The following is a 21,799-nucleotide window of genomic DNA, read 5'->3' as shown; positions in this document are numbered from 1 at the left end:
TACGTGCGAACTACCGCCTCACTCAAGTGAGTTATCGGCCCGCGGGATTTCCGTGGCTTTCCCGGGCTGGCATTCGAAGAATCGAATCCCTCCCGCGGGACGCACTGGGGAGATAAACAGCCAATTCCCGGGAGGGTGGATTAACACCTGTGGGGGCGGACTGAACGGGCTCTAGATTTCCGGCGAAAGGCTCCGTGGAAGCTCCGCGAAGGGATCGATTGTGATGCGTGTGAAGAGGATTGCGGTGGCCCTGTCCGTGACGGCGCTGGCCGCCGGCGGCGCGCTGGCGACGTGCGGGACCGCCGCGGCGGCTCCGCCGGGTGGGCCGGTGGTGACGTTCCAGAACGCCACCACCGAGAACTATCTCGACGCGAGGGACCCGGTGGTGGCCTCGAACCCGCAGGGGGTGCTGCCCTCGGAGCGCTTCCACCTCACTCCGGGCGTGGCTCCCGGAAGCTGGACCCTGGAGAGCGCCGCGTACCCCGGGCAGTGCGCCACGTTCCAGGCCATCGGCCAGCCCGTCGCGCTCCGCTCCTGTGGCTCGGCGCCGCCCGCCCAGTCCTGGTTCTTCGACACCAACGCCCCCGACAGCACGCTCCGGAACGTGGCCGTAGGCCTGGCCTGCATCACCGACGACGAGCCCAACGCCCCTGCCCTCACCCTCCCTTGCGGCGCCCCGGGCGCCGAGCAACTGTGGCAGCAATCCCCAGCGTGATGAGCACACGCCGCCACGGGCCACCGATCCCGTGACGGCTTCCGCCGCCCTCCGCCCGAGCAGGAATGGCGGAGGGCGGTCGGCCCTCTGCGGACGGTTCTTCAGCGCGGATCTCCGCAACGAGGATGGCCACGGTGTCCGCGAACGAGTTCGTGGAAGCCGGACTCGGGGAAACCCCGAAGCCGGCCCGGCAGGGGTGGGTGCCGGTGCTCAACTCGGGCTGCGCCGGCTCCGGTAGGCCGCGACGCTGGCCCGGTGTGCGCAGGTTCGCGTGCAGTACTGCTTCGAGCCGTTGCGCGAGAGGTCCACGAAAGTGGCCCGGCAGGCCGTCCCGGCGCAGACGCCGAGACGAGCGGGACCGAACGTGGCCATCACGGAGGCCAGCGCGCTGAGCATGGTCGCGGCAAGGTGCGCCGCGCAGCGGTCGGCGTCGGCGGTGACCTCGGTCCACCAGCGGTCGTCCTCGTGGCGCAGTACCGGGGTGGCGCGACTGCGACGCAGACCGTCGTTGAGCAGAGCCGCGACATCGTCCGCGTCCGCGTTCGCCCGCTCGAGCACCTCACGCACCGTCTCGCGCAACGCGCGGACCTCCGCCAGATCGGCGCGGGTGAGATGCCGCCGACCGGCCCCTTGATGCGCGGCCGAACTCGGAGGCGCAACCGCGGGATGGCCGTCGAGGAACTCCCGGAGCTGCTCCACGGTTTCGAGCGCGTCCTCCCCCTTGACCGGCATCAAGGTGTTGGCCAGGTCGACGGCCGCCTGGACCACCGGGGGACTGTGATACGCATCCCGCATTTGACGTGTCTCCTCACTGCTCCGTAGCGTTACACGTAAAGGAGCGTTCGCATGTCACAGCGTACTCGGCAAGGGACGACACCGCAGGCCATACCGTCGGGAGGGGTCAGCGCGCCGGAGCGAGCCGGTGCCCCGGACGGGCGTCGGCTGGGGCTGACCTTGGGGATGCTGGTGCTGCCGATGTACGTGGCGCTGGGAGCGCCGTCGGTGGCCCTGCCGGCCGTCGGCCGCGCGCTCGCTGTGCCGTTCGGGGCCACCGCATGGATTCTCGCCGCGTGGTCGCTGACCTCCGCGCTCGCGATGCCGGTCGCGGGCCGGCTGCTGGCCCGCCGGAGTCCCTTCCAGGTCCTGGTCGCCGGGGTCGTGGCGCTCGCCGCCGGCTCCGCGCTCGCCGGGGCCGGGCCGACGCTGTCCGTCGTGATCGTCGGCCGGCTGGTCGGCGGTGCCGGGGCGGGCGCGACCGTGATCGCCGTCTTCGCCGCGGCCACCGCCCTTCCCGGGAGGCAACGGATGCGCGCCCTGGGAATCATCGCGGCCGCCAGCGCGACGGCGTCGGGGTGCGGGACGCTGCTGGGCGGGGCGGTGACCGCATGGCTCGGGTGGCGTGCCGTGCTCGCGATCCCGGTCCTCGCGCTGCCCCTCCTTCTGGCCGCATGGCCGAGCAGACGCGCGCTGACGCTGAACGGCAGGGACAGCGGCAGCGGCAGCGGCAACGGCAACGGCAACGGCAACGGCAACGGCAACGGCAACGGCAACGGCGAGCGGAACGGCTCGACCGGGCGACTCGACATCGTCGGCGCGGCCGTGCTGTCGGTACTCGCCGGCTCCTTGATCACGTTGCTGCAGGCGCACTCGGTCGGCCTGCCCGCTCCGGTCACGCTCCTCGTGGCCGCCGCCGGGGCGCTCGCCGCCGTGGGGCTGTGGTGGCGCGTACGCAGCACGCCCGACGGGTTCGTGCCGCGGCGGGTGATCGCGGCCCGTGGCTTCCTGGCGGCCGGGCTCATCGGCGGGACCGTCTTCGCCGGCTACTACGGGGTGCTGTTCCGCGCCCCGTCCCTGATCGAACAGGCCACGGGCGGCGGCCCCTTGGAAGCCGGAGTGCTCCTGGTCCCGGCCGCCGTCTGCTCGGTGCCGGCCGGGCGGCTGGTCGGCGCCTTGACCGACCGGTTCACCGGCTGGCAGGTGTCGGCCGGGCTCGCGGCACTCACCGTCGTCGGCGTACTCGTGGTCGCGGTCTCCACCACGCCGGCCCCGGTCGTCGTCGGCACGGCCTTGACCGTGTGCGGATTCGCCGGCACCCAAGCCGTACTGGTCGGCCTCGCACCGGAGCTGGTCGCAGCGGACGACCGCCACACAGCACAGGGCCTGTTCACCTTCATGAACGTTTTGGGCGGCGGGATCGGTCCGGCCGCTGTCGCGGGTCTCTCCGGCATCGTGCCGGGACCGGTGGCCCTCGCCGTACTCGCGGCACTCCCCTTGGCCGGATTCGTCCTCGGCCTGACCCGGCGCCCTGCCACCCACCGCCGCCCCGAACCCGACGCCGCGCGCGGGAGCCCACCGGACAGTCCACCCGCATCCGATCCGACAACGCCTTGACCAGCGACCAGGAACCAGCAACCAGCAACCAGCAACCAGCAAGGAGTCTTGCCATGTCCGCCGAGCCGTTCGAGGCCCGCATCACCGAAGCCGAGATCGCGGACCTGCGGGAACGCCTGCGGCGGACGCGGTGGCCCGAGCGCGAGCCGGTGGACGACTGGTCACAGGGGCTGCCGCTGGCGTACGCGCGGGAACTGTGCCGCAGTTGGGCCGAGGACTACGACTTCGGGTTCGCCGAGCGGCTGAACGCGTTCCCGCAATACCGCGACACCATCGACGGACTGGGCATCCACTTCGTGCACGTACGCTCGCCGGAGCCGGACGCGTTCCCGCTCGTGCTCACGCACGGGTGGCCGGGTTCGGTGCTCGAATTCCTGGAGATTCTCGGCCCGTTGACCGACCCGCGCGCGCACGGCGGTGACCCGGCGGACGCGTTCCACGTGGTCGCGCCGTCGCTGCCCGGATACGGCTGGAGCGACAAGCCGTCGACGACCGGGTGGGGCATCACGCGCACCGCCCGCGCCTGGGACACGTTGATGGGCTCGCTGGGGTACGAACGCTACGGCGCGCAGGGCGGTGACTGGGGTTCGGCGGTGTCCGGCGCACTGGGCGAGGTGGCGCCCGGGCGGGTCGCCGGCGTCCACCTGAACCTGGGATCCGTGGCGGCGGGCACGTTCGAGGACCCGACGCCCGCGGAGCTGGCGAATATCGAGGCCGAGAAGGAGATGCGGCGCACCGGCCGGGGATATTCGGCGATCCAGGCGACCCGGCCGCAGACGCTCGGCTACGCCCTCACCGACTCCCCGGCGGGGCAGGCCGCCTGGATCGCCGAGAAGTTCTGGGCGTGGACGGACAACGGCGGCCACCCCGAGGACGCGGTGTCGCGGCGGACGATCCTCGACGAGATCTCGGTCTACTGGTTCACCACGTCGGCCACGTCCTCGGCGCGTCTGTACTGGGAGAGCTTCGCCCACTTCCGGGACAAGGTGACCGCGCCGTCCGGGCTCTCGGTCTACCCGCGCGACATCACCCGCCCCTCGAGGCGCGAGGCCGAGCTGCGCTTCACCGACCTGCGCTGGTACGAGGAGCTGCCGCACGGCGGCCACTTCGCCGCGCTGGAGCAGCCGCAGTCGCTGGTCGAGCAGGTGCGCGGGTTCTTCCGCCTGTTCCGCTGACGGTCCGTGCCACCCCTGGGAAGCCAGCGCCCCACGGCGCAGAGCAACCCCTCACCGCCCCACCCCCAAAAACACCCGCCCCTCGCACCCCCACTGCTCCATCACCCGCCACCCCTCCCCCTCCGCGCACCGGCGCAGTGCCGCGGGGCCCACGCGTGCCCAGGGGAAGGAAGGGCCGGTTCCCGTGCCGCCGTCGTGGAGTTGGACGTGGACGCTCTCCTCCACCTCCGTCGGCGCCGCCTCGACGAGCAACTGGCCGTCGGCAGCCAGGAGTTGGCCCACCCGGCGCAGCAACGCCGGGACGTCGCCGCCGATGCCGATGTTGCCGTCCAGGAGGAGGACGGTGTTCCAGCGGCCTTCGCCGGGGAGCGGTTCGAAGAGGGAGCGGCGCAGGGCGCTGCCGCCCGCCTGCCGGGTGCGGGCCACCGCGTACGGGGAGGTGTCGATGCCCAGCGCGGGCAGCCCCCGTTCGGCGAGGGCAGCGACCAGGCGTCCCGGGCCGCAGCCGAGGTCGAGTACCGCGCCCTCGCAGCGCCGCAGTACGCCGAGATCGGCACCGTCCGGCGGCGCGCACCAGCGCTCCACCTCCAGGGGCAGCAGCCATCCGTCCGTACGCCGCAGATAGAGGGGACCGCGCCCGCTCCGCAGCGCACGGGCGTAGGGCCCGGCCGACCAGGCCGCCGGGGCCTGAACGGGGGCGGTCACGGCGTGACCGTCCTGGTCAGGCGCGCGTGGGCCGCGGCGAAGCGGCTCCCGGGGCACTCGGCGGCCACGGCCTCCGCGTCCCGCGCCGTGTCCACGTCACGCAGCGGCGGCAGGTCCCGTACCGACAGCCCCGCCTCGACCAGGCGGCGGCGCTGCTCGGACCCGGTGTCAGGCGCCGACATCGGGACGCCGCGTACGAGGTCCGGCCGGGGCCGCGCCATGCCCAGGGCCCAGAAGCCGCCGTCGCATGCCGGGCCGAACCACGCGTCGCACCCCCGCCAGGCCCCGGCCTCCAGCGCGGGTGCCAGCAGGGAAGGCGACAGCTGCGGGGTGTCCATGCCGATCAGCAGCGCGGGCCCGCTGCACAGCGCGAAGGCGGCGGCGATGCGTTCGTCCAGCCCGCCTCCGGCCTGCGGGGCCACCTCGAACCCGTACGGGAGCCACGGTCCCGGCGTACCCGACAGGACGAGGACGCGGCGGCGTACGGGCAGTCCTGCCACGGTGTGCAGGGTGTCCTCCAGCGCCGCGCGCGCCAGCCCGGCGGCCTCCTCCGGGGTGTGCGGCGGGGTCAGCCGGGTCTTGACCCGGCCCGGCACCGGCTCCTTGGCGAGCACGAGCACGGTCGTCTCGCCCACAGCCTCCATCTGCCCACTGCCCCGGCTCATCGCAGCACCGCCCGCATGTCGCGTACGGCGTGCCACGTGCCGCGCCAGGTGCCGGTCACCTTCGAGGCGCCGGTGCGGGGGCGGTAGGCGACCTCGGTCTCCCGGATGCGCCAGCCCGCGTCGGCGGCACGCACCACCATCTCCAGCGGGTATCCGCTGCGCCGGTCGGTCAGCGCCAGTCCGAGCAGGTCCTTGCGGCGGGCAGCGCGCAGCGGGCCGAGGTCGTGGAGCCGTACGCCGGTACGCCGGCGCACCATCCGCGCCAGCGCCAGGTTGCCGAGGCGGGCGTGCAGCGGCCACGCGCCGCGGCCGGTCGGGCGGCGCCTGGCCAGCACCAGATGCGCCTCGCCGCGCTCGACCGGGGCGGCGACGCGCGGCAGCTCGCCCGGGTCGAGCGAGGCGTCGCAGTCGCAGAAGGCGACCAGGTCGGCCTCGGCGGCCAGCAGTCCCGCGTGGCAGGCGGCGCCGAAGCCGCGGCGCTCCTCGCGGACGACCAGGGCGCCGTGCGCGCGGGCGATGTCGGCCGAGCCGTCGTCGGAACCGTTGTCGACGACGATGGGCCGCCAGCCGCGCGGAACGCGTTCCAGCACCCAGGGCAGCGCCCCGGCCTCGTTCAGGCACGGCAGCACCAGATCGCCGCGCGGGGGCGGTGAGTTGGGGGACTCGCAGGTGTCGATCACCTTTCTCACCTTACGAAGCTGAGACCGGCAAAACGGACATCGGCTCCTTACGAAACGCGGACGTCGAGTCACCGGTCGCGTCACCGGCGACGCCACGCGCCGGGTCCCGCCGAACGCCGGCGCCGACTCCTTACGAAACGCGGACATCGCCGCGGCCGCCCCGTTCGCGGGCCGCGCGAGCAGGGGCGACGGTGCGAGACTCGGCGGCATGGAGCAGCAGCCCGTACCGCCCGAGCCCCGGCGGATCCTGGTCGTGGACGACGACCCGACGGTGACCGAGGTCGTCTCCGGCTATCTGGAACGCGCGGGCTTCACCGTCGACCGCGTGGCCGACGGCCGCGCCGCGCTGGCCCGCGCCCGGACCGCGCCGCCCGCGCTGGTGGTGCTGGACCTGATGCTGCCCGGGCTCGACGGGCTCCAGGTGTGCCGCCACCTGCGGGCAGCGGGCCCGCTGCCGGTGGTGATGCTCACCGCGCGCGGCGACGAGGAGGACCGCATCCTCGGCCTGGAGATCGGCGCCGACGACTACGTGACCAAGCCCTTCAGCCCGCGCGAACTGGTCCTGCGCATCGAGTCGGTGCTGCGCCGCGCCCACACGCCGGCCCCGGAGGGCCCCGTACTCACCGGCGGCGGCATCCGCCTGGACCCGGCTGCCCGTACGGCGGCCGACGCGCGCGGCGAACTCACCCTCACGCTGCGCGAGTTCGACCTGCTGGAGCACTTCCTGCGGCACCCCGGGCGGGCCTTCGGCCGCAAGGAGCTGATGGCCGCGGTGTGGGGGTGGGACTTCGGCGACCTGTCGACGGTCACGGTGCACGTACGGAGGCTGCGGCACAAGGTCGAGTCCGACCCGGCCAGGCCCCGCCTGATCACCACCGTGTGGGGCGTGGGCTACCGCTTCGACGGCGCGGAGCCGCCGCCGGGCGACCCGGCGCCGGGCGACGCGGCGGAGAGCGGAGGCGCGGCCCGTGCGTGACCTCTCCCTGATCCTGCTGTACGCGGCGCTCGGTGCCGCCGCCGTCGGGCTGGCCGGCGCCGCGGTGCTGCGTGCGGTGCTGCGCCGTTCGGTGGCCGTGGCCCTGGCCGTGCTGACGGCCGTCGCCGTGGGGGCGATGCTCGCGGGCACCCTGGCGGTGTCCTGGGCGATGTTCCTGAACGAGCATGACCTCGGCGTGGTCACCACGGTGTGCGGCGTGGCCGCGGTCACCGCCACGGCCACCGCCCTGCTGCTCGCGCGCTGGGTCATCGGCGCGCACCGCGCGCTGGAGCAGGCGTCCCGGCGCCTGGGCGAGGAGGCGACCACAGATCACACGGCCCCCACCGCACCCGCCGCGCAAGCACCCCAGGCCCCCGCCCCACCCGACGGCGGCTTCGCCCGCCCCGCCCTCCCCATGCCCGCCGAACTCGCCTCGCTGGCCGACCAGTTGGCCGAGACCAGCCGCAAGCTGGCGGCCTCGCGCGAGCGCGAGCGCGCCCTGGAGGCGTCCCGCCGCGAGCTGGTCGCCTGGATCTCGCACGACCTGCGCTCGCCGCTGGCCGGCCTGCGCGCCATGGCCGAGGCGCTGGAGGACGGCGTCGCCGACGATCCGGCGCGCTACCACCAGCGCATCCGCGGCGAGGTGGAACGGCTCACCGGCATGGTCGGCGACCTGTTCGAACTCTCCCGCATCCAGGCCGGTTCCCTCGCGCTCTCGCCGACCCGCATCTCCGCCTACGACCTGGTCGGCGACGCGCTGGCGGGCGCCGACGCGCTGGCGGCCGAGCGCGGCGTGCACCTGAGAGGCGAGGAACTGGCGCCCGTGCCCCTGCACGTGGACGGCAAGGAGATGTCCCGCGTGCTCGGCAACCTCCTCGTCAACGCCATCCACCGCACCCCTCCCGACGGCACGGTCGCGGTGGGCGCGCGGGCCGGCGACAGCTCGGTGGTGCTCTCGGTCACCGACGGCTGCGGCGGCATCCCCGCCGAGGATCTGCCGCGCGTGTTCGACACCGGCTGGCGGGGCACGGACGCGCGTACGCCACCGGCCGGTGCCGGTCTGGGACTGGCCATCGTGCGCGGGATCGTGGAGGCGCACGAGGGGTCGGCGACGGTACGCAACGTTCCCGGCGGCTGCCGCTTCGAGGTCACCCTGCCCCTGGCACCGGCCGCCGCAGGCCCCTCCCCCGCGGCCTGACCCGGCTGCTCAACCCACCTCGGCCAAGGGCGCCTTGGCGAACTCCGCCATGCCCTCCTCGAAGCCGGTACGGGCGCGCCAGCCCAGCTCGCTCGCGATACGCGCGGAGGAGGCCGTGATGTGCCGTACGTCCCCCAGCCGGTACTCACCGGTGACCACCGGCACCGGCCCGCCGTAGGCGTCAGCCAGGGCCCGCGCCATCTCCCCCACCGTGCACGGCCGCCCGCTTCCCGTGTTGTACGCGCGCAGCCCGCCCTCCTCCGCGCCCGCTCCGGACTCCAGCGCCTCCAGGGCCACGCGGTTGGCATCGGCCACATCGGCGACGTGCACGAAGTCCCGCCGCTGCGCGCCGTCCTCGAACACCCGCGGCGCCTCGCCCCGTTCGAGGGCCGAGCGGAAGAAGGAGGCCACGCCCGCGTACGGGGTGTCGCGCGGCATCCGCGGCCCGTACACGTTGTGGTAGCGCAGGCTGAGCGCGGTCCCGCCCGTCGCGCGGGCCCATGCCGCTGCCAGGTGCTCCTGGGCGATTTTGGTGGTCGCGTACACGTTGCGCGGGTCGGCCGGCGCCTCCTCGTCGACCAGCTCCGGGCCGAGCGCGGCGCCGCACCGCGGGCATGGCGGTTCGAAGCGTCCCGCGTCCAACTCGGCCACCGAGCGCGGTTGGGGCCGCGCCACTCCGTGCCGGGCGCACCGGTAGCGCCCCTCGCCGTAGACCACCATCGAACCGGCCAGCACCAGGCGCGCCACCCCGGCCTCGGCCATGGCCTCCACCAGCACGGCCGTGCCCAGGTCGTTGCTGCTCACATAGGCCGCCGCGTCGCTGACCCCTTTGCCGAGGCCCACCATCGCGGCCTGATGGCACACCGCGTCCACGCCGCGCAGCGCACGGCGTACGGTCTCCCCGTCGCGCACGTCCCCCACCACGCCGCGCCCCGTGGCCGCCCGGTCGAGGACCACCGGCTCATGGCCGCCGTCCTCCAGCGCCTGCACGATGTGGGACCCGATGAAACCGGCGCCGCCGGTGACCAGAACTCGCATGCGTGCACGCTAGCGGCGCCGCCACCCGCACCGGCGGCACGCGCGCGACACGTCAGCGAACGGTAAGAACCCGCGCGTCCGGGGCCTTTGGAGCCGCCGGGCTCACCCTCGTAGCGCCGAGGCGAAGATGCCCGGCAGCCGGGTGAGCTGCGGGCCGGTGGCGTACGCGGTGAGGCGCCGCATCGTGGTGCGGCCGGCGCGGACCGCCCACACTGCGGCCCACACCAGCCCGACCCCCGCCAGCGCCCACATCGCCGCCCACCACCCCTGCTCCTGGATCACCCAGGACAGCCCGGGAGCCGAGGCGATCACGCCCAAGGTGCTCCCGAACGTGATGAGACTCGCGAGGCCACCAGCACCGCCAATGCTCGGGACACCGATTCAGGACAGCGGGACCCCGGCGATGGCGATGCGCTCCATCACCCTGCGCTGGGGGAAGTAGTCGTTGACCGCGTAGTGCTGGACCGCGATGTTGTCCCAGATCGCGATCGAGCCGGGCTCCCAGCGGAAGCGGATCTGGAACTCGGGGACGCGCGCCTGGAGCACCAGGATGTCGAGGAGTTCGCGGTTCTCGCGCTCGGAGAGGCCCTTGATGTAGCGGGTGAAGGGCTCGTTCACGTACAGGGTCCTGCGGCCGCTGCGCGGGTGGCGGACCACGACGGGGTGCTCGACCTGCGGCCAGTTCTCGCGGAAGGCGGCCTTCTGCTCCTCGTTCATCAGCGCGCCCCAGCTCGCCTCCCAGTCGTGGACGGCGGTGAGGTCCTCGATGCGCGCCTTCAGGTCCTCGGGCAGGTTGTCGTACGCGGCTCCCATGTCGGCCCACATCGTGTCGCCGCCCGCAGCGGGCACCTCGACCGCACGCAGGACCGCGCCGAGCGAGGGGTTGGCCATGAAGGAGTGGTCGCTGTGCCAGATGTTCTTGTTGCCCGCTGCCTTGGCGTCCTTGGCGAGCCGGGAGATTCCGGGGGTACCGGTCTGCGCGAAGAACGGGTTGGCCTCCGGCGGCCCCCACACGCCCGAGAGCGCGAGCTGGTGCTCCGAGGTGAACCCGCTCTGCCCCCGGAAGAAGATCACCTTCCATTCGAGCAGCGCCCGCCGCAGCTCCTCGGCGAGCGCGTCGCCGATCGGCTCCGTGAGGTCCACGCCCCCGAGTACGGCGCCGAAGTGCGGGGTGAGCGGCTCGACGTCGAGCAGTTCGTACGCGGTCGGCACGGCGCCCGGGGCGAGACGTTCCAGTACGCGGTTCCCGTACCGCATCAGGGGCTTGTCCACGACCGGTCGGGGATCGGTGACCGGGTTGCTCGCGACGGCCTGCATGGAGGTCCCTCCCAAGGACGACTGCCAATTACGTAACCGGCAGTATCGATATTGGGAGGCGGGTGGACAAGAGGGTGGGGCGCGCGGATTTGCGGGCGACGCCTGGGCGACGCTCGACTCGCCCTGCGTGCGGGGAAGGTGAGCCCTGTACGTACGTACAGTCAGAAATTAGGGTGACGCGCGGGCCGGTGCTCAGCTCGTATCCGGAAGGAAGAGGAATCCCATGCACGCAATGGACTCGCAAGCGGTCACGCGGGTGGCCACCGGGCTGCTCCGCGGTACCCACGAGGAGGGTGTCGTCGTCTACCGCGGCGTCCCCTTCGCCCAGCCGCCGGTCGGGCCGCTGCGGTTCCGCTCGCCGCTGCCGCCCGAGCCGTGGCAGGGCGTCAGGGACGCGAGCCGCCCGGGCCCCGCCTCGTACCAGGTCAACTCGGGCAACCAGCGCGACGTCGAGCGCATCGTGCGGGACATCGACCCCGGCGTGCCCGGCATCATGGCCTGGCCCGGCTACACGGGCGCGACCTACCGCCACAACCACGCGGCGGAGGACTGCCTCTACCTCGACATCTGGGTGCCGGAGTCGGCGCCGCGCGAGGGCCTGCCCGTGTACGTCTACTACCACGGCGGCGCGAACGCGGTCAGCTCCGGCTCCTTCGCGCTGGAACGGGGCGCGAACCTGGCGCGCGAGTCCGACATGATCGTGATCCGGCCCAACTACCGTATGGGCGCCCTCGGTTGGGTCCACTTCGGGCTGCTGGGCGATGACCTCCCGGAGGCGGTGAACCTCGGTGTGCAGGACCAGTTCGCCGCGCTGAAGTGGGTGTACGAGAACGTCGAGGCGTTCGGCGGCGATCCGGACAACATCACGGTCGGCGGTGAGTCCGCCGGCGCCACCGCGGTCTCGCACCTGCTGGCCATTCCGGAGGCCCACCCCTATTTCCGGCGCGCGGTGATGCAGTCGCTGTCCCCCTTCAACCCCTGGTGCACGCAGCAGCGCCCTGAGGCCGTCACCGTCGCGCGGATGTACCTCGACCTGCTGGGAATCGACGACCCGGCGCGCCTCCAGGATGTCGACCCGGACCGGCTGCTGGCCGTCCAGAACGTGCTGGCCCGCTACTTCCCACCGGACCAGCACCTCGCCTGGCGACCCCTGGGCGCGGTCGTCGACGGGGACTGGGTTCCCCGGGCCCCGGCTCAGCATCTGTCGGAGGACACCGTCGCCAAGCCGGGGCTGGAGGTGGCCATCGGGTTCGCGAAGGACGAGTGGCAGTTCTTCCGCGGGCACTCCGAAACGGTCGGCCGCGGCTCACGGAGGGACGTGCTGCGCGTCCTGGAGCAGGTGTTCGGCGCGGAGGGCGCCGAGGAGGTCTACCGGCGATTCCACGAACTCCACCCCGACCACGCGCCCGGGCTGCTGCTGTCGGACATCATGTCCTTCGAGTTCTTCAAGCTGCCGTCGCTGGCGATCGCGCGGAACCTCAGCGCTCAGCACATCCCCGTGCACCTCTTCCAGTTCTCCTACGACCTGCCCGGGCTCGACGGCCGGCTCCGCGCCGTGCACACCGGGGACATCCCGTTCCTCTTCCGCAACCATTCCGAGCGCGACCTCGCGTGGTGGCCCGCCTTCGACGGGGCGGACCGGGAGGAGGTACGGCGGGTCAGCGCGCGGATGGGCGAGCGGTACGCGGCCTTCATCCGGGGCGAGGAACTGGGCGACGCATGGCCGCTGTTCGACGCGGAGGACGAGAACGTCCTGTGGTTCGGCCGGTCCATCGAGCCGAGCCCCGGCCTCCTCAGGCGGGAGTGGGAGATCTTCGAGGAGCGTGGGTTCGGCACCGTACGGTCGGTGGAGGAGGCGCTCGTCGGCAACGTCCGGGCCGCGCTCCCGAAGGGCTCGAGCGGGCCTACTCCACTCTGGTCGAGCGGGCCTGAATGAGCAGACCACAGCCCTCGGCGACCCTGCTGCCATACTTGGACGGACGGACGCGGGAATGAGGGATGGCCAGGTGGGCGAGGCGACGGCCGGCCGGAGTGGGGCGAGCGGCAGCCGGCGGCAGGCGATCCTGCGGGCCGCCGAACGCCTCTTCGCGCGGGAGGGCTACCACGGCGCGACCATGCGCCAGATCGCCGAAGAGGCCGGCTGCAAACTGTCCCTCGTCGTCTACCACTTCACCTCGAAGCTCGGCCTGTATTCGGCGATCTTCGAGGAGCGACGGTACGTCAACGACGAACGGCTCGCGCGCCTGAAGGCGATCCCCGACCTGCGTGCCGAGGACGCCCTCGAACAGATCGTCAGCGCCTTCACCGACCCGGTGCTGGCGCTGCACGACGACCCGGAGCTCATCTGGTTCGCCCGCCTCATGCTGCGCGAGGCGTCCGATCCCTCCAGCCGGGAACGACCCGTCACGCGGGAGCATTTCGACCCGTTGGGCCGCCGGTTCATCGAGGCGCTCGAGACCGCGCTGCCCGACAAGCCCGCCGGGTTCCACCACTGGGCGTATCTGTACTCGGTGGGAGCCCTCACCCAGAGCGCGTTCGACACGCGCATCGGCGACATCGCCGACGAGCTCGGCTACGAGCGGAAACACGACCTGCTGCGCGCGTACATCACCGCCGCCCTGCGGCACGGCTGACCAGGTCGGCCTATGTGCAGCTCATCAGGGAGTTGGGCTGTCGCGAGAACTCGGCCATCTCGAGCACCGAGTGCGTGGACACGGCGGCGAGGCACGCCATCGCCACCAGCAGCACTGCGACGATCACCATCGCCAGGGAGCCCCGCGGCCGTCCGGACGGGGCCCGCCCGGCCCACCGGACGCGGATGGCGATGACGAGCCCGGCAACCGCCATCGCCAGACCCCCGTACGCGAGTGCCAGGCGCGACCAGGACACGTTCACCGGATGGTTGGCGCACATGGTGCCGTTGTCCACGCTGTTGAGATACAGGACGAGCGCGATGACCGTGGCCGAAGCGGCGGCGAGAAGCACGGACGCCGGCTTCGGAGAACGGCGTGGCAGGGCGAGTGAGTTCACGGTGCGTAAGTCTCCTGGGCGAGCCGGCACTCAGCGGATCCGTTCGCGCCCGGCGAACCGATCGCCCGGAGCCGGCCGGAGCCGGGCCGAGAGCCATCACGAGACACGGCTCAGGGGCGGACGGCGACCGCCTGGCCGATCAGGCCGACCACCGACTCCACCAGCGCTTCGTCCGGCAGCCGCTGTTCGGCCACCATGCGGAAGACCAGCGCGGAGGCGATGAGGGTGGTGGTGTCCGTCAGCGCGACGTCGGCGCGCACGTCGCCGCGTTCCACGCCCCGCTCCAGCACGTGCCGCGTCTCGCTGGTCACGCGCTCCGCGTACGCGCGGAACGCCTCGCGCACCGCGCCCTCCTCGGCCGCCGCGCCGATCACCCCGGCGAGCAGCCGGTCGATCCCGGGCTGCCGGTAGGCCTCCATGCGCGCGCTCAGCACGGCCCGCAGCTCGGCGCGGAAGTCGCCCATGTCGGGCACCGTGAGCGGTCCGACCCGCGACTCCGCCGCGGCGATGACCAGGTCGTGCTTGGTGGGCCAGCGCCGGTAGATGGCCGGCTTGCTCACCTCGGCGCGCGCCGCGACCGCGTCCATGGTCAGCGCGCCCATCCCACTGGCCGCCACCAGCTCCACGACGGCGTCCAGCACGGCCCGCGTCACCCGCTCCTGCCGCGGCCGCCCCGGCCCCCGCCGCACGTCCCGCACCTGCTCATCGGCCATGCGGCGAGGGTACGCGGGTGGGGTGCGGGAACGGGGGCGGGGTGCGGGACCGTTCCGGCCGTTGGGGGCGGCCGCGTACCGGATTGGGTTCTCGCGGAGGGCCTAGGCGCTCGTCGGTGCGCTCGGCCGCGTTCGCCTCCGCGTGCCCCCGTTCGTGTGGACTGTGGCCGCCGACGTGTGGTGTGGGTTTCTCCGCGACGGAGCGCGAGAACGTCTTGTGCGCCCACCCGTCACCACGTAGGAGCACTCATGCGTCTTCGTACCACCCTCGCCGCGGGCACCCTGGCCGCGGCGGCCGTACTCGCCACCGCCGGCGGCGCCGCCGCCGACTCCGGAGCCCAGGGCGCCGCGACGGGTTCGCCCGGCGTCATCTCCGGCAACACCATCCAGATCCCGCTGCACGTCCCGATCAACCTGTGCGGCAACACCATCGACATCATCGGGCTGCTCAACCCCGCCTTCGGCAACAACTGCGCCAACGGCTGACCGGCCGCCCCACACGGCCCCCTGTACCCGAGCGCAGCCGGGCGCAGGGGGCTCCGCCATGGGGTCCCGCTACGGGGTCCGTCATGAGCGGCGATTCTCATCGCAGCCCTGCGACGCTGCGGCCCTGCCACGTTGAGGAGGAGGAACACATGGACCGCACCCCGCACACGCGCCACCCCACGACCCCCGGCCCGCGTCTCTCCACTCATCGCCCCACCGGCCTCACCCCGGCCGACCCGACGGCGCCAGTGGCCACCGCGACATCCTGATCCTCGGCATCGCACCGTACGTGCCGGGGATGTAGGACACCGGCCTGCGTTCTTACACCTCCGCCCCGCCATAGGTACCGAAGGTCCAGAGGTTGCCCTCCGGATCGCCGACGGTGAGCGTGTACGAGGAGACGCCCGAGCCGAACCGCGTCTCGTGCGGCGCTTCGACCACCCGCCCTTGCCGCGCGGCACGTACGCGTCCGTATACGCCGTCGACACCGTCGGCGTCACCGGCAACGACGTACACAGCGTTCTCCCCCGCCTTCATCCGCCCGTGCACGCTGTCCGTGTGCTTGGTCGAGCCGAAAACGAGACGGCCACCACCCGGCCAGCTCAACTCGGCGTGTACGACATCCCCTTGGTCGTCGGGCACTGCGACCACCTCCCGGAAGCCGAGCACGTCCACGAGGAAGCGGAGGGCGGCGCGGGTGTCGTCGTAGTGCAGTACGGGCCAGATCGGGGAGCTCATCTGCTCAGACATGGCCCCGATTCTGACCGGTGGCGGCGCCGCGGTGTGACGGCGGCTGCCGCCCGCACAGCCGGAACGGCCGGCTTCGCCGCTCCCCGCGGCCACTCCCCGGCGCGCGGTGTGGCGTACGTGTGCGCCGGTGCGCCGCTGCGTACCCCATTCCGTGGCCCCGTACCGCGCGGCACAGTGCCCATACGCGGGCCGGTATTCCCGGCGCGGTTGTGGGAGGCGGTGTGATCGGCACCGGGGACGTACGTGACGCATATCGGAACGTGTCCGTTCGCGGCGCCCATGGGCTCGGCGCTCCCTCTTTTCCGGCTCCCCTGCCCACGTACGCGAAGGCTCGGCGGGAGGCAATCCCATGTCTCACGGTCCAATAGGAAGCGGCCAGTTCGGCCCTTATGCGCCAAACAGCGCAAGCGACGTGCGCGCGCTGGTCGTGGACAACGGCAGCCCCTCCGCCGGGCTGATTTGCCAGCGGCTCTGGGAGTTGGGCGCGGAAACCGAGATCGTCGCGTTCCGTAATGCGCCGTGCCGTCTCACATCCCGGCACCAGGCATTGGTGTTGAGCGGTACGAAGGTGCCGGCCGACAGCGGCGCGTACGCACGGCTCACGGCGCTGATCGACCGCTGCGACCTGCCGGTGCTCGGGCTGTGCGGCGGAATGCACATTCTGGGACTGGCGCACGGAGGCCGCCTCGTGGAGGGCGACCAGCGCGTGGGAGCGCACCACGTGCGGCTGGACCCGCGCGAATCCCTCTTCCGCCACGTCGGCTCCCGCGCCTCGCTCTTCCAGCGCCATACCCGCTACCTGCGCGAAGTGCCCACCGTCTTCCGCGTGATCGGACGGGCGGCGGACTGCCCCGTGGAATTCATCCGTTCCACGGACGGCCGCCTCATCGGCGCCCAGGCGCATCTGGAATTCCGCCGGGACGGCCGCCGCATTCTCCGCGGCTTCCTGGAATACGCAGCGCGATACGGGGCTCAAACGCACCACGCCACAAGACCCGCACACCAAGGAGCCCACCAGGCCCTCCCCCACCCCGGCCCGTGATTCCGCGCGGCCATCACCGACTGCACGGCCGAGGAGGAATCCGCCATGACACACCCCGACACCCCAACAGGCGGCCGGCCCCCTCAAGCCGACGCCCACGCCCCCCATTCCCCTCCCCTGCCCCGGATTTCGGATGCGACATTACGGGACTCCGCCCACATGGCAGGCGTCGAATTCGGCCCCGACGATGCCGCCGCCATCGCCCGCGCGCTCCGTCAGGTCGGAGTGGATCTCGTAGAGGTCGGCCTGCTCTCCCGCTCACCCGCCGGCGACGCGCCCCTGATCGCCGCCGCCCACCGCGCCGTGGGCGCGGAGAACTGCCTCACGTTGATCACGGTGCGCTCCCGCCAGCAGGTACTCGAAGCGCTCGCCGAGGCGGAGGGCCTGGGCTGCCGGGCGGTCATGCTGTCCCTGCCGGCCTCCGCCGAGCACGCCGCGCTCAAACTGGGCAGCCCCAGCCTGCGCTATCTCACCAAGCTCGCCGCGCACGCCATCGGCGAGGCCAAGCGGCGCGCGCTGCACGTCACCTTCAGCGGCGAGGACGCGGCCCGCGCCGATGAGGAGCGGTTGATCTCGTACGCCGCCGCGGGTTTCGCAGCCGGCGCCGACCGCTTCCGCCTCGCCGAGACCGTCTCCTGCCTCACCCCCTCCCGCTGCGCCGAGCTGACCGCGCGGCTCAAGTCGACGCCCGGCGTACGGGAAATCGAAGTGCACTGCCACAACATGCTGGGAATGGCGGTCGGCAATTCACTGGCCGCTTACGAAGCCGGGGCGGAATGGATATCCGCGACGGTCGGCGGCATCGGCGAACGCGGCGGCAACACACCCCTCGCGGAACTCCTGTGCGCGCTGCGCGTCTGCCATGGCGACTCCCGCCACACCCTCACGCACCTCACCGCCCTCAACCACGAAGTACAGGCCCGCGCGGACCTGTCCACGTTTGTGCCGGGCCCGCTCACCCCGTACTCGTATGCGTACGAGATACCGGGGCAGCTCGCGAATCCCGGCGCGTACGAGAACATCTCGGCGGAAGAGGTGGGCAATACGCGCACCTTGCGCGTGCGTACGCGCGTCTCACCGCCCTTGCTGGACTGGGTGCTTGAGGACTCCGACAGGATCGACGCCTTCAACGCCTTCAACGCCTTCGACGCCAAAGGGGTCGACTCGAAGGGGATCGGCACCAAGGGCATCGACACCGAGCACTTCGCGCGGTGGCTCAAGGAGCGGCAGGAACACTGCGGCCGCCCGCTGCTGGACCGCGCCGCCATCCGGGAGTTGGCCGAGGAATTCGCCCTCACCCACCCGCCATTCCCCGAAGCGAGGCCCTTCCCCGAGGAGAGGCCCTCCCCGGAAGCGAGGCCGCAGTGACCACATCGCCGAACGCCACATGCCCGGAATGCGAGGCGCCCCTCACGCTGCCCGCGCTGGAAGCGGGCGAGACGCTGGGCTGCCCCGAATGCCTGCTCACGCTGCGCGTGGAGAACACCACCGCAGCGGAAACCACCGTTCCGGGCCGTATTCACCTCACCATGGTCGAGCCGACGTTACGGGACTGGGGCGAATGACGAGCGACACCCTCCCGCCCCACGGGAGCGCCCCGGCCACCGCGAACATCGCGCTGGTCAGCGACCGTCTCGGCTGGGAGGAGCAGCGCCTCCTCCGCCACTTTCCCCGCGCGGGCCTGCATGGGCAGTGGGTGAACGAGGAGGCGCTGTGCCTGGGCCGGCCCCGGAGCGGGCTACCGGGCTTCGATCTGGCACTCATCCGCAGCCGCAGTTACGTACGGGGCAGGCTGATCGCCAGCCTGCTGGAGGCGGCGGGGACGCCCACCGTGAACCGGCCCGAGGCGATCCGGCTGTGCGAGAACAAGCTCGACCTGCGGCGCACGCTGACCGCCGCCGGGCTGCCCGTTCCCGCCTTCCGCCTGGTCCTCTCGCGCCACGACCTGCACCGGTCCTGCGAGGAGCTGGGCCTGCCGCTGGTGCTCAAGCCGCTGTACGGAGGGGGTGGCCGGCGCGTACTGCTGCTGCGTGAACGGGACACCCTCGACTGCTTCTACGACTGCATCGACGACCTGGGGCACGGCTTTGAACGCAGTTGCCTGGCCGAGCCGTTGCTGCCGGGGCCCGTTCTGCGCTGCCTGGTGGTCGGGCGACGCCCGGTGGCCACGGCCCGCTTCGCCGCCTCGGGGACGGAGTGGCGCAGCAACGCCGCCGCGGGCGGCACGGCGCAGCACCACCCCACAGCGGAGGGCGAGGACTTGGCGCAGCGCGCCGCCGCCGTCCTGGGCCCCGGCATCTACGGCATAGACCTGTTCACCACCGGCGCAGGCCTCCTGATAGGCGAAATCAACCACGCCCCCTGCTACCGGACCTTGGCCGCCGCGGCTCCGGCGGACATCACCGAGGCGATCGCGGATCATCTGCGGGAGGTGGTGGGGTGACGCGAGTCGGCGTACTGGGCGCTGCCGGTCTGGTCGGTGGCGAGGCGATCAGGCTCATCGCCGGGCACCCGGGCCTTGACCTCACCTACCTGGGTGGTGAGCGGCACGCGGGGCAGCGGCTCTCCGCTGTGCACCCCGGGCTGCGGCTCTCTCCCGATCCGGTGATCGAGAACCTTCCTGCCGCACAACTCGCCCGCGTCTGCGACGCCGTCATCTGCGCGACGCCCGCCGTCACTTCGGCCGCGGTGATCCCCGAACTCGCCCGCCACGGCACGGTCGTCATCGACCTCAGCGGCGCGTTCCGTCTGCGAGACGAGGCGCTGCACCAGCGCTGGTATCCCGACGTACAGCGCCCCGGCGGACTCGCCGACCGCTTCGTGTTCGGCGTGCCCGAACTCCTCGGCGCGCGGCTGGCCGACGCCGCGCTGATCTCGCTGCCCGGCTGTTACGCGACCGCCGCGCTGCTCGCGCTCGCACCCCTCGTACAGGCCGCGCGGGCCGCTGACCTGCGGCTCGGCCCGCTGCTCATCGACGCCAAGGGCGGGTCGAGCGGCGGAGGGCTGGCCCTGCGCGAGGCCGACCTCCACCCGCACCGCAGCGGCGCGATCACCCCGTACGCGCCCGACGGGCACCGGCACGCGGCGGAGGTCGACCGGTTCTTCGCCGAGCACGCGCCGGGACGGCTGCCCCGTACCGCCATGTCGGCCTACGGGACCGGCACCGTACGCGGACTGCTCGCCTCCTGCTACGCCTTCACCGACGAGCCCCGCAGCGCCCTCGACGCGGCCACCCTTCGCCGCGCCTACCTGCGCTTTTACCGCCCGCATCCCTTCGTACGGGTACGGCACCGCGGCGATGCCCCCGTGCCGGCGCCCACCCCCAAGGCCGTCACCGGCTCCAACTACTGCGATGTCATGGCCCTGTACGACGCCGAGGGCCGGCGCGTCATCGCGCTCGGCGCCCTGGACAACCTCCTCAAGGGCGCGGCGGGCCAGGCCGTACAGGTGCTCAACCTCCGTTTCGGCCACGGCGAGACCACCGGGCTCGACGCGCAGCCGCTGGTGGTCTCGTGAGCGGCCGGCCGAACACGCTCGTGGTCAAGATCGGCGGCAGCGTGCTCGACGAGCTGCCCGCCCCCTGGTGGGACGAGCTGGTCACGGTCGCGCGCGCAAACGCCCTCGTGCTGGTGCACGGCTGGTCCCGCGCCCTGGAGGAGCGGGCACGGCACGACGGCCGCCGCGCGGTGTTCGTACGCGACCGTTACGGCAACCGCAGCCGCCTCACCACACCGCAGGTCCTCGAGGACATCGCCGAAGTCAGTACGGGGATCCGGCACACCATCACTGCCGAACTGGCGCATCGCGACCTGCCGTTGGACCCCGTCGTGGGCGACCGCGGCCTGCTGCGGGCCGCCCCCGCCGAACGCCTCTGGTGGCAGGGGCAGCACCTGGTCGAACTGGACAACCGCGTCGGCCCGCCGCGCCACGTGGATCTCCAGCACCTGCCGCAGCCCCCTCCCGCTCCCGGCCGGGCACTCCTGGTCACGCCCCTCGCCCGCGACCCCCAGGGCCGCACGGTGAACACCGACGCCGACCGTGCCGCGGCCGCCCTCGCCTCGGCACTGCACGCGAAGCGCCTGCTCCTGGTCACCGATGTCCCGTACGTGGCCCTGCACGGCGCCCCCGTACGCGAAATCGACCACGCCACGCTTGCCTCCGCGTACGCCCACACCGGCGACGGCATGCGCAAGAAGCTCCTGGCCGCTCACGAGGCGATCGACGGCGGCGTGGACGCGGTCACCATCGGCAGCGGGGCGATCGCCGAGCTGTGCGCGGGAGAGGGCGGCACGGCCATCACGGCGCGGTGGCCCGGCAGTTGACCGGAGGACGACGCCCCGACCGCCCGACACCACTCGACGCGAACCGATCCGAACCGATCCGGCCCAGACCGAACCCGCACCCGACCCCGAACCGGCGACGACGTAAAGAGCCCGCACATGGGCAGGCAGCGCATTTTCAACGGGGACTTCACGCGGGGCCCGCGGTTCACGGGCGACGACGGCGACGAGCCCGGGCTCCAACTCGCCGCGCTGCCGGTCCACATCGCGCGTAGCGGAGAGCGCAGGCCGGACACATCGCACGCGCCGGGCTGGCGGCACTACCGGATGCGGTTCACCGCGCGGAGCACCTTCACCCTCGTACGGTTCACCGACACCACGCCGCTGAGCTGCGGCGACGGGGTCAGCGGCGCGCTGCTGGCCGACGTACGCGCGGCTTACGGGCTGTTGGTGACGGGTCAGCCCGTCTCCGCCCGGCGCGGCCGGCGCGAGGTACGGGTCTCGGCCGAGCTGACCCTCTTCGGCGTGCGGGCCTACGCGAAGGAGCCGGTCAGCGTCGTCGCGCCGCCGGGCACCCGGTTCACCGACGACCGGCTCTGGGGCCAGAGCCCTGGCCGTACGCCCAGCCCCGTCCCCGC

The 21,799-nt window shown here is 72.7% G+C and carries 24 protein-coding genes; 14 read left to right on the top strand and 10 right to left on the bottom strand.

The features are described from left to right. The first annotated feature begins 229 nt into the window (after positions 1–229). Complete coding sequence (locus tag ABEE00_RS03130) at positions 230–715, top strand: hypothetical protein (protein WP_345743636.1); 486 nt, start codon at positions 230–232, stop codon at positions 713–715. A 210-nt stretch (positions 716–925) separates the two neighbouring features. On the opposite strand, the gene ABEE00_RS03125 is transcribed toward ABEE00_RS03130, so the two are convergent. Continuing rightward, a complete protein-coding gene (locus tag ABEE00_RS03125) occupies positions 926–1,510 on the bottom strand; it encodes a CGNR zinc finger domain-containing protein (protein ID WP_345743635.1) in 585 nt (194 codons plus the stop codon). Positions 1,511–1,561: 51 nt separating this feature from the next. On the opposite strand from ABEE00_RS03125, the gene ABEE00_RS03120 reads away from it, so the two are divergent. Together ABEE00_RS03120 and ABEE00_RS03115 are read left to right on the top strand one after the other, a co-directional pair. Further along, on the top strand, positions 1,562–3,106 hold the full coding sequence (locus ABEE00_RS03120) for an MFS transporter (protein ID WP_345743634.1): 1,545 nt from the start codon (positions 1,562–1,564) through the stop codon (positions 3,104–3,106). 53 nt (positions 3,107–3,159) lie between these two features. After that, on the top strand, positions 3,160–4,281 hold the full coding sequence (locus ABEE00_RS03115; RefSeq protein ID WP_345743633.1) for an epoxide hydrolase family protein: 1,122 nt from the start codon (positions 3,160–3,162) through the stop codon (positions 4,279–4,281). A gap of 51 nt (positions 4,282–4,332) precedes the next feature. Here the strand turns inward: ABEE00_RS03115 and ABEE00_RS03110 are convergent, their stop codons facing one another. Genes ABEE00_RS03110 through ABEE00_RS03100 form a run of 3 tightly spaced genes read right to left on the bottom strand, consistent with a single transcriptional unit; the run spans position 4,333 to position 6,331 of the window. Then, positions 4,333–4,986: a methyltransferase domain-containing protein gene (locus ABEE00_RS03110; RefSeq protein WP_345743632.1), complete on the bottom strand. Its 654-nt coding sequence runs from the start codon at positions 4,984–4,986 to the stop codon at positions 4,333–4,335. Continuing rightward, positions 4,983–5,630, bottom strand: coding sequence for a TIGR04282 family arsenosugar biosynthesis glycosyltransferase (locus ABEE00_RS03105; protein ID WP_345744058.1), 648 nt, complete (start codon positions 5,628–5,630; stop codon positions 4,983–4,985). The genes ABEE00_RS03110 and ABEE00_RS03105 overlap by 4 nt, the downstream gene beginning before the upstream one ends. 17 nt (positions 5,631–5,647) lie before the next feature. Further along, positions 5,648–6,331, bottom strand: coding sequence for a glycosyltransferase family 2 protein (locus ABEE00_RS03100; RefSeq protein WP_345743631.1), 684 nt, complete (start codon positions 6,329–6,331; stop codon positions 5,648–5,650). Positions 6,332–6,539: 208 nt separating this feature from the next. On the opposite strand from ABEE00_RS03100, the gene ABEE00_RS03095 reads away from it, so the two are divergent. Continuing rightward, positions 6,540–7,307: a response regulator transcription factor gene (locus tag ABEE00_RS03095; protein ID WP_345743630.1), complete on the top strand. Its 768-nt coding sequence runs from the start codon at positions 6,540–6,542 to the stop codon at positions 7,305–7,307. Further along, positions 7,300–8,505 (top strand): sensor histidine kinase, encoded by a 1,206-nt coding sequence (locus ABEE00_RS03090; RefSeq protein ID WP_345743629.1) that lies wholly within the window; start codon positions 7,300–7,302, stop codon positions 8,503–8,505. Before ABEE00_RS03095 ends, ABEE00_RS03090 begins: the two co-directional genes overlap by 8 nt. Positions 8,506–8,514: 9 nt before the next feature. Here ABEE00_RS03090 and ABEE00_RS03085 read toward each other — a convergent pair whose 3' ends face one another. From ABEE00_RS03085 to ABEE00_RS03075, 3 genes are all read right to left on the bottom strand, one after another. Continuing rightward, positions 8,515–9,543: an NAD-dependent epimerase/dehydratase family protein gene (locus ABEE00_RS03085; RefSeq protein WP_345743628.1), complete on the bottom strand. Its 1,029-nt coding sequence runs from the start codon at positions 9,541–9,543 to the stop codon at positions 8,515–8,517. Positions 9,544–9,645: 102 nt separating this feature from the next. Then, on the bottom strand, positions 9,646–9,855 hold the full coding sequence (locus ABEE00_RS03080; protein ID WP_345743627.1) for a hypothetical protein: 210 nt from the start codon (positions 9,853–9,855) through the stop codon (positions 9,646–9,648). A 69-nt stretch (positions 9,856–9,924) separates the two neighbouring features. Further along, positions 9,925–10,860, bottom strand: coding sequence for a TauD/TfdA dioxygenase family protein (locus ABEE00_RS03075; protein WP_345743626.1), 936 nt, complete (start codon positions 10,858–10,860; stop codon positions 9,925–9,927). A gap of 232 nt (positions 10,861–11,092) precedes the next feature. On the opposite strand from ABEE00_RS03075, the gene ABEE00_RS03070 reads away from it, so the two are divergent. Together ABEE00_RS03070 and ABEE00_RS03065 are read left to right on the top strand one after the other, a co-directional pair. Further along, complete coding sequence (locus tag ABEE00_RS03070) at positions 11,093–12,796, top strand: carboxylesterase/lipase family protein (RefSeq protein WP_345743625.1); 1,704 nt, start codon at positions 11,093–11,095, stop codon at positions 12,794–12,796. Positions 12,797–12,851: 55 nt separating this feature from the next. Continuing rightward, a complete protein-coding gene (locus ABEE00_RS03065) occupies positions 12,852–13,493 on the top strand; it encodes a TetR/AcrR family transcriptional regulator (protein WP_345743624.1) in 642 nt (213 codons plus the stop codon). A gap of 10 nt (positions 13,494–13,503) precedes the next feature. Here ABEE00_RS03065 and ABEE00_RS03060 read toward each other — a convergent pair whose 3' ends face one another. Together ABEE00_RS03060 and ABEE00_RS03055 are read right to left on the bottom strand one after the other, a co-directional pair. After that, positions 13,504–13,890 carry a hypothetical protein gene (locus ABEE00_RS03060; protein ID WP_345743623.1) on the bottom strand — a complete coding sequence of 129 codons (387 nt, stop codon included), beginning with the start codon at positions 13,888–13,890 and terminating at the stop codon, positions 13,504–13,506. A 110-nt stretch (positions 13,891–14,000) separates the two neighbouring features. After that, on the bottom strand, positions 14,001–14,603 hold the full coding sequence (locus tag ABEE00_RS03055; RefSeq protein WP_345743622.1) for a TetR/AcrR family transcriptional regulator: 603 nt from the start codon (positions 14,601–14,603) through the stop codon (positions 14,001–14,003). Between the two features lie 249 nt (positions 14,604–14,852). On the opposite strand from ABEE00_RS03055, the gene ABEE00_RS03050 reads away from it, so the two are divergent. Next, positions 14,853–15,089 carry a chaplin gene (locus ABEE00_RS03050; protein ID WP_345743621.1) on the top strand — a complete coding sequence of 79 codons (237 nt, stop codon included), beginning with the start codon at positions 14,853–14,855 and terminating at the stop codon, positions 15,087–15,089. Positions 15,090–15,410: 321 nt separating this feature from the next. On the opposite strand, the gene ABEE00_RS03045 is transcribed toward ABEE00_RS03050, so the two are convergent. Further along, positions 15,411–15,839, bottom strand: coding sequence for a VOC family protein (locus tag ABEE00_RS03045; RefSeq protein WP_345743620.1), 429 nt, complete (start codon positions 15,837–15,839; stop codon positions 15,411–15,413). A gap of 412 nt (positions 15,840–16,251) precedes the next feature. Here ABEE00_RS03045 and ABEE00_RS03040 point away from each other — a divergent pair, with 412 nt between their 5' ends. The 6 genes from ABEE00_RS03040 (at position 16,252) to ABEE00_RS03015 (ending at position 21,203) form a co-directional block, all read left to right on the top strand. Continuing rightward, positions 16,252–16,881, top strand: a complete 630-nt coding sequence (locus ABEE00_RS03040; RefSeq protein ID WP_345743619.1) for a glutamine amidotransferase-related protein — start codon at positions 16,252–16,254, stop codon at positions 16,879–16,881. Positions 16,882–16,998: 117 nt separating this feature from the next. Beyond that, a complete protein-coding gene (locus tag ABEE00_RS03035; RefSeq protein ID WP_345744057.1) occupies positions 16,999–18,249 on the top strand; it encodes an isopropylmalate synthase in 1,251 nt (416 codons plus the stop codon). Next, positions 18,246–18,446: a lysine biosynthesis protein LysW gene (locus tag ABEE00_RS03030; RefSeq protein WP_345743618.1), complete on the top strand. Its 201-nt coding sequence runs from the start codon at positions 18,246–18,248 to the stop codon at positions 18,444–18,446. The genes ABEE00_RS03035 and ABEE00_RS03030 overlap by 4 nt, the downstream gene beginning before the upstream one ends. After that, the gene (locus ABEE00_RS03025; protein WP_345743617.1) at positions 18,443–19,324 is read left to right on the top strand and encodes an ATP-grasp domain-containing protein; all 882 of its coding nucleotides are present in this window, start codon (positions 18,443–18,445) and stop codon (positions 19,322–19,324) included. Before ABEE00_RS03030 ends, ABEE00_RS03025 begins: the two co-directional genes overlap by 4 nt. Then, on the top strand, positions 19,321–20,397 hold the full coding sequence (gene argC / locus ABEE00_RS03020; protein WP_345743616.1) for an N-acetyl-gamma-glutamyl-phosphate reductase: 1,077 nt from the start codon (positions 19,321–19,323) through the stop codon (positions 20,395–20,397). The genes ABEE00_RS03025 and argC overlap by 4 nt, the downstream gene beginning before the upstream one ends. Beyond that, on the top strand, positions 20,394–21,203 hold the full coding sequence (locus ABEE00_RS03015; protein WP_345743615.1) for an amino acid kinase family protein: 810 nt from the start codon (positions 20,394–20,396) through the stop codon (positions 21,201–21,203). The genes argC and ABEE00_RS03015 overlap by 4 nt, the downstream gene beginning before the upstream one ends. Positions 21,204–21,799 lie beyond the last annotated feature (596 nt).

Origin of the sequence: Streptomyces odontomachicola (assembly GCF_039605595.1) — a bacterium.
Classification (GTDB): Bacteria; Actinomycetota; Actinomycetes; order Streptomycetales; family Streptomycetaceae; genus Streptomyces.
The sequence above is the reverse complement of the archived record's forward strand: the minus strand, read 5'-3'. Positions and strand labels throughout refer to the sequence as shown.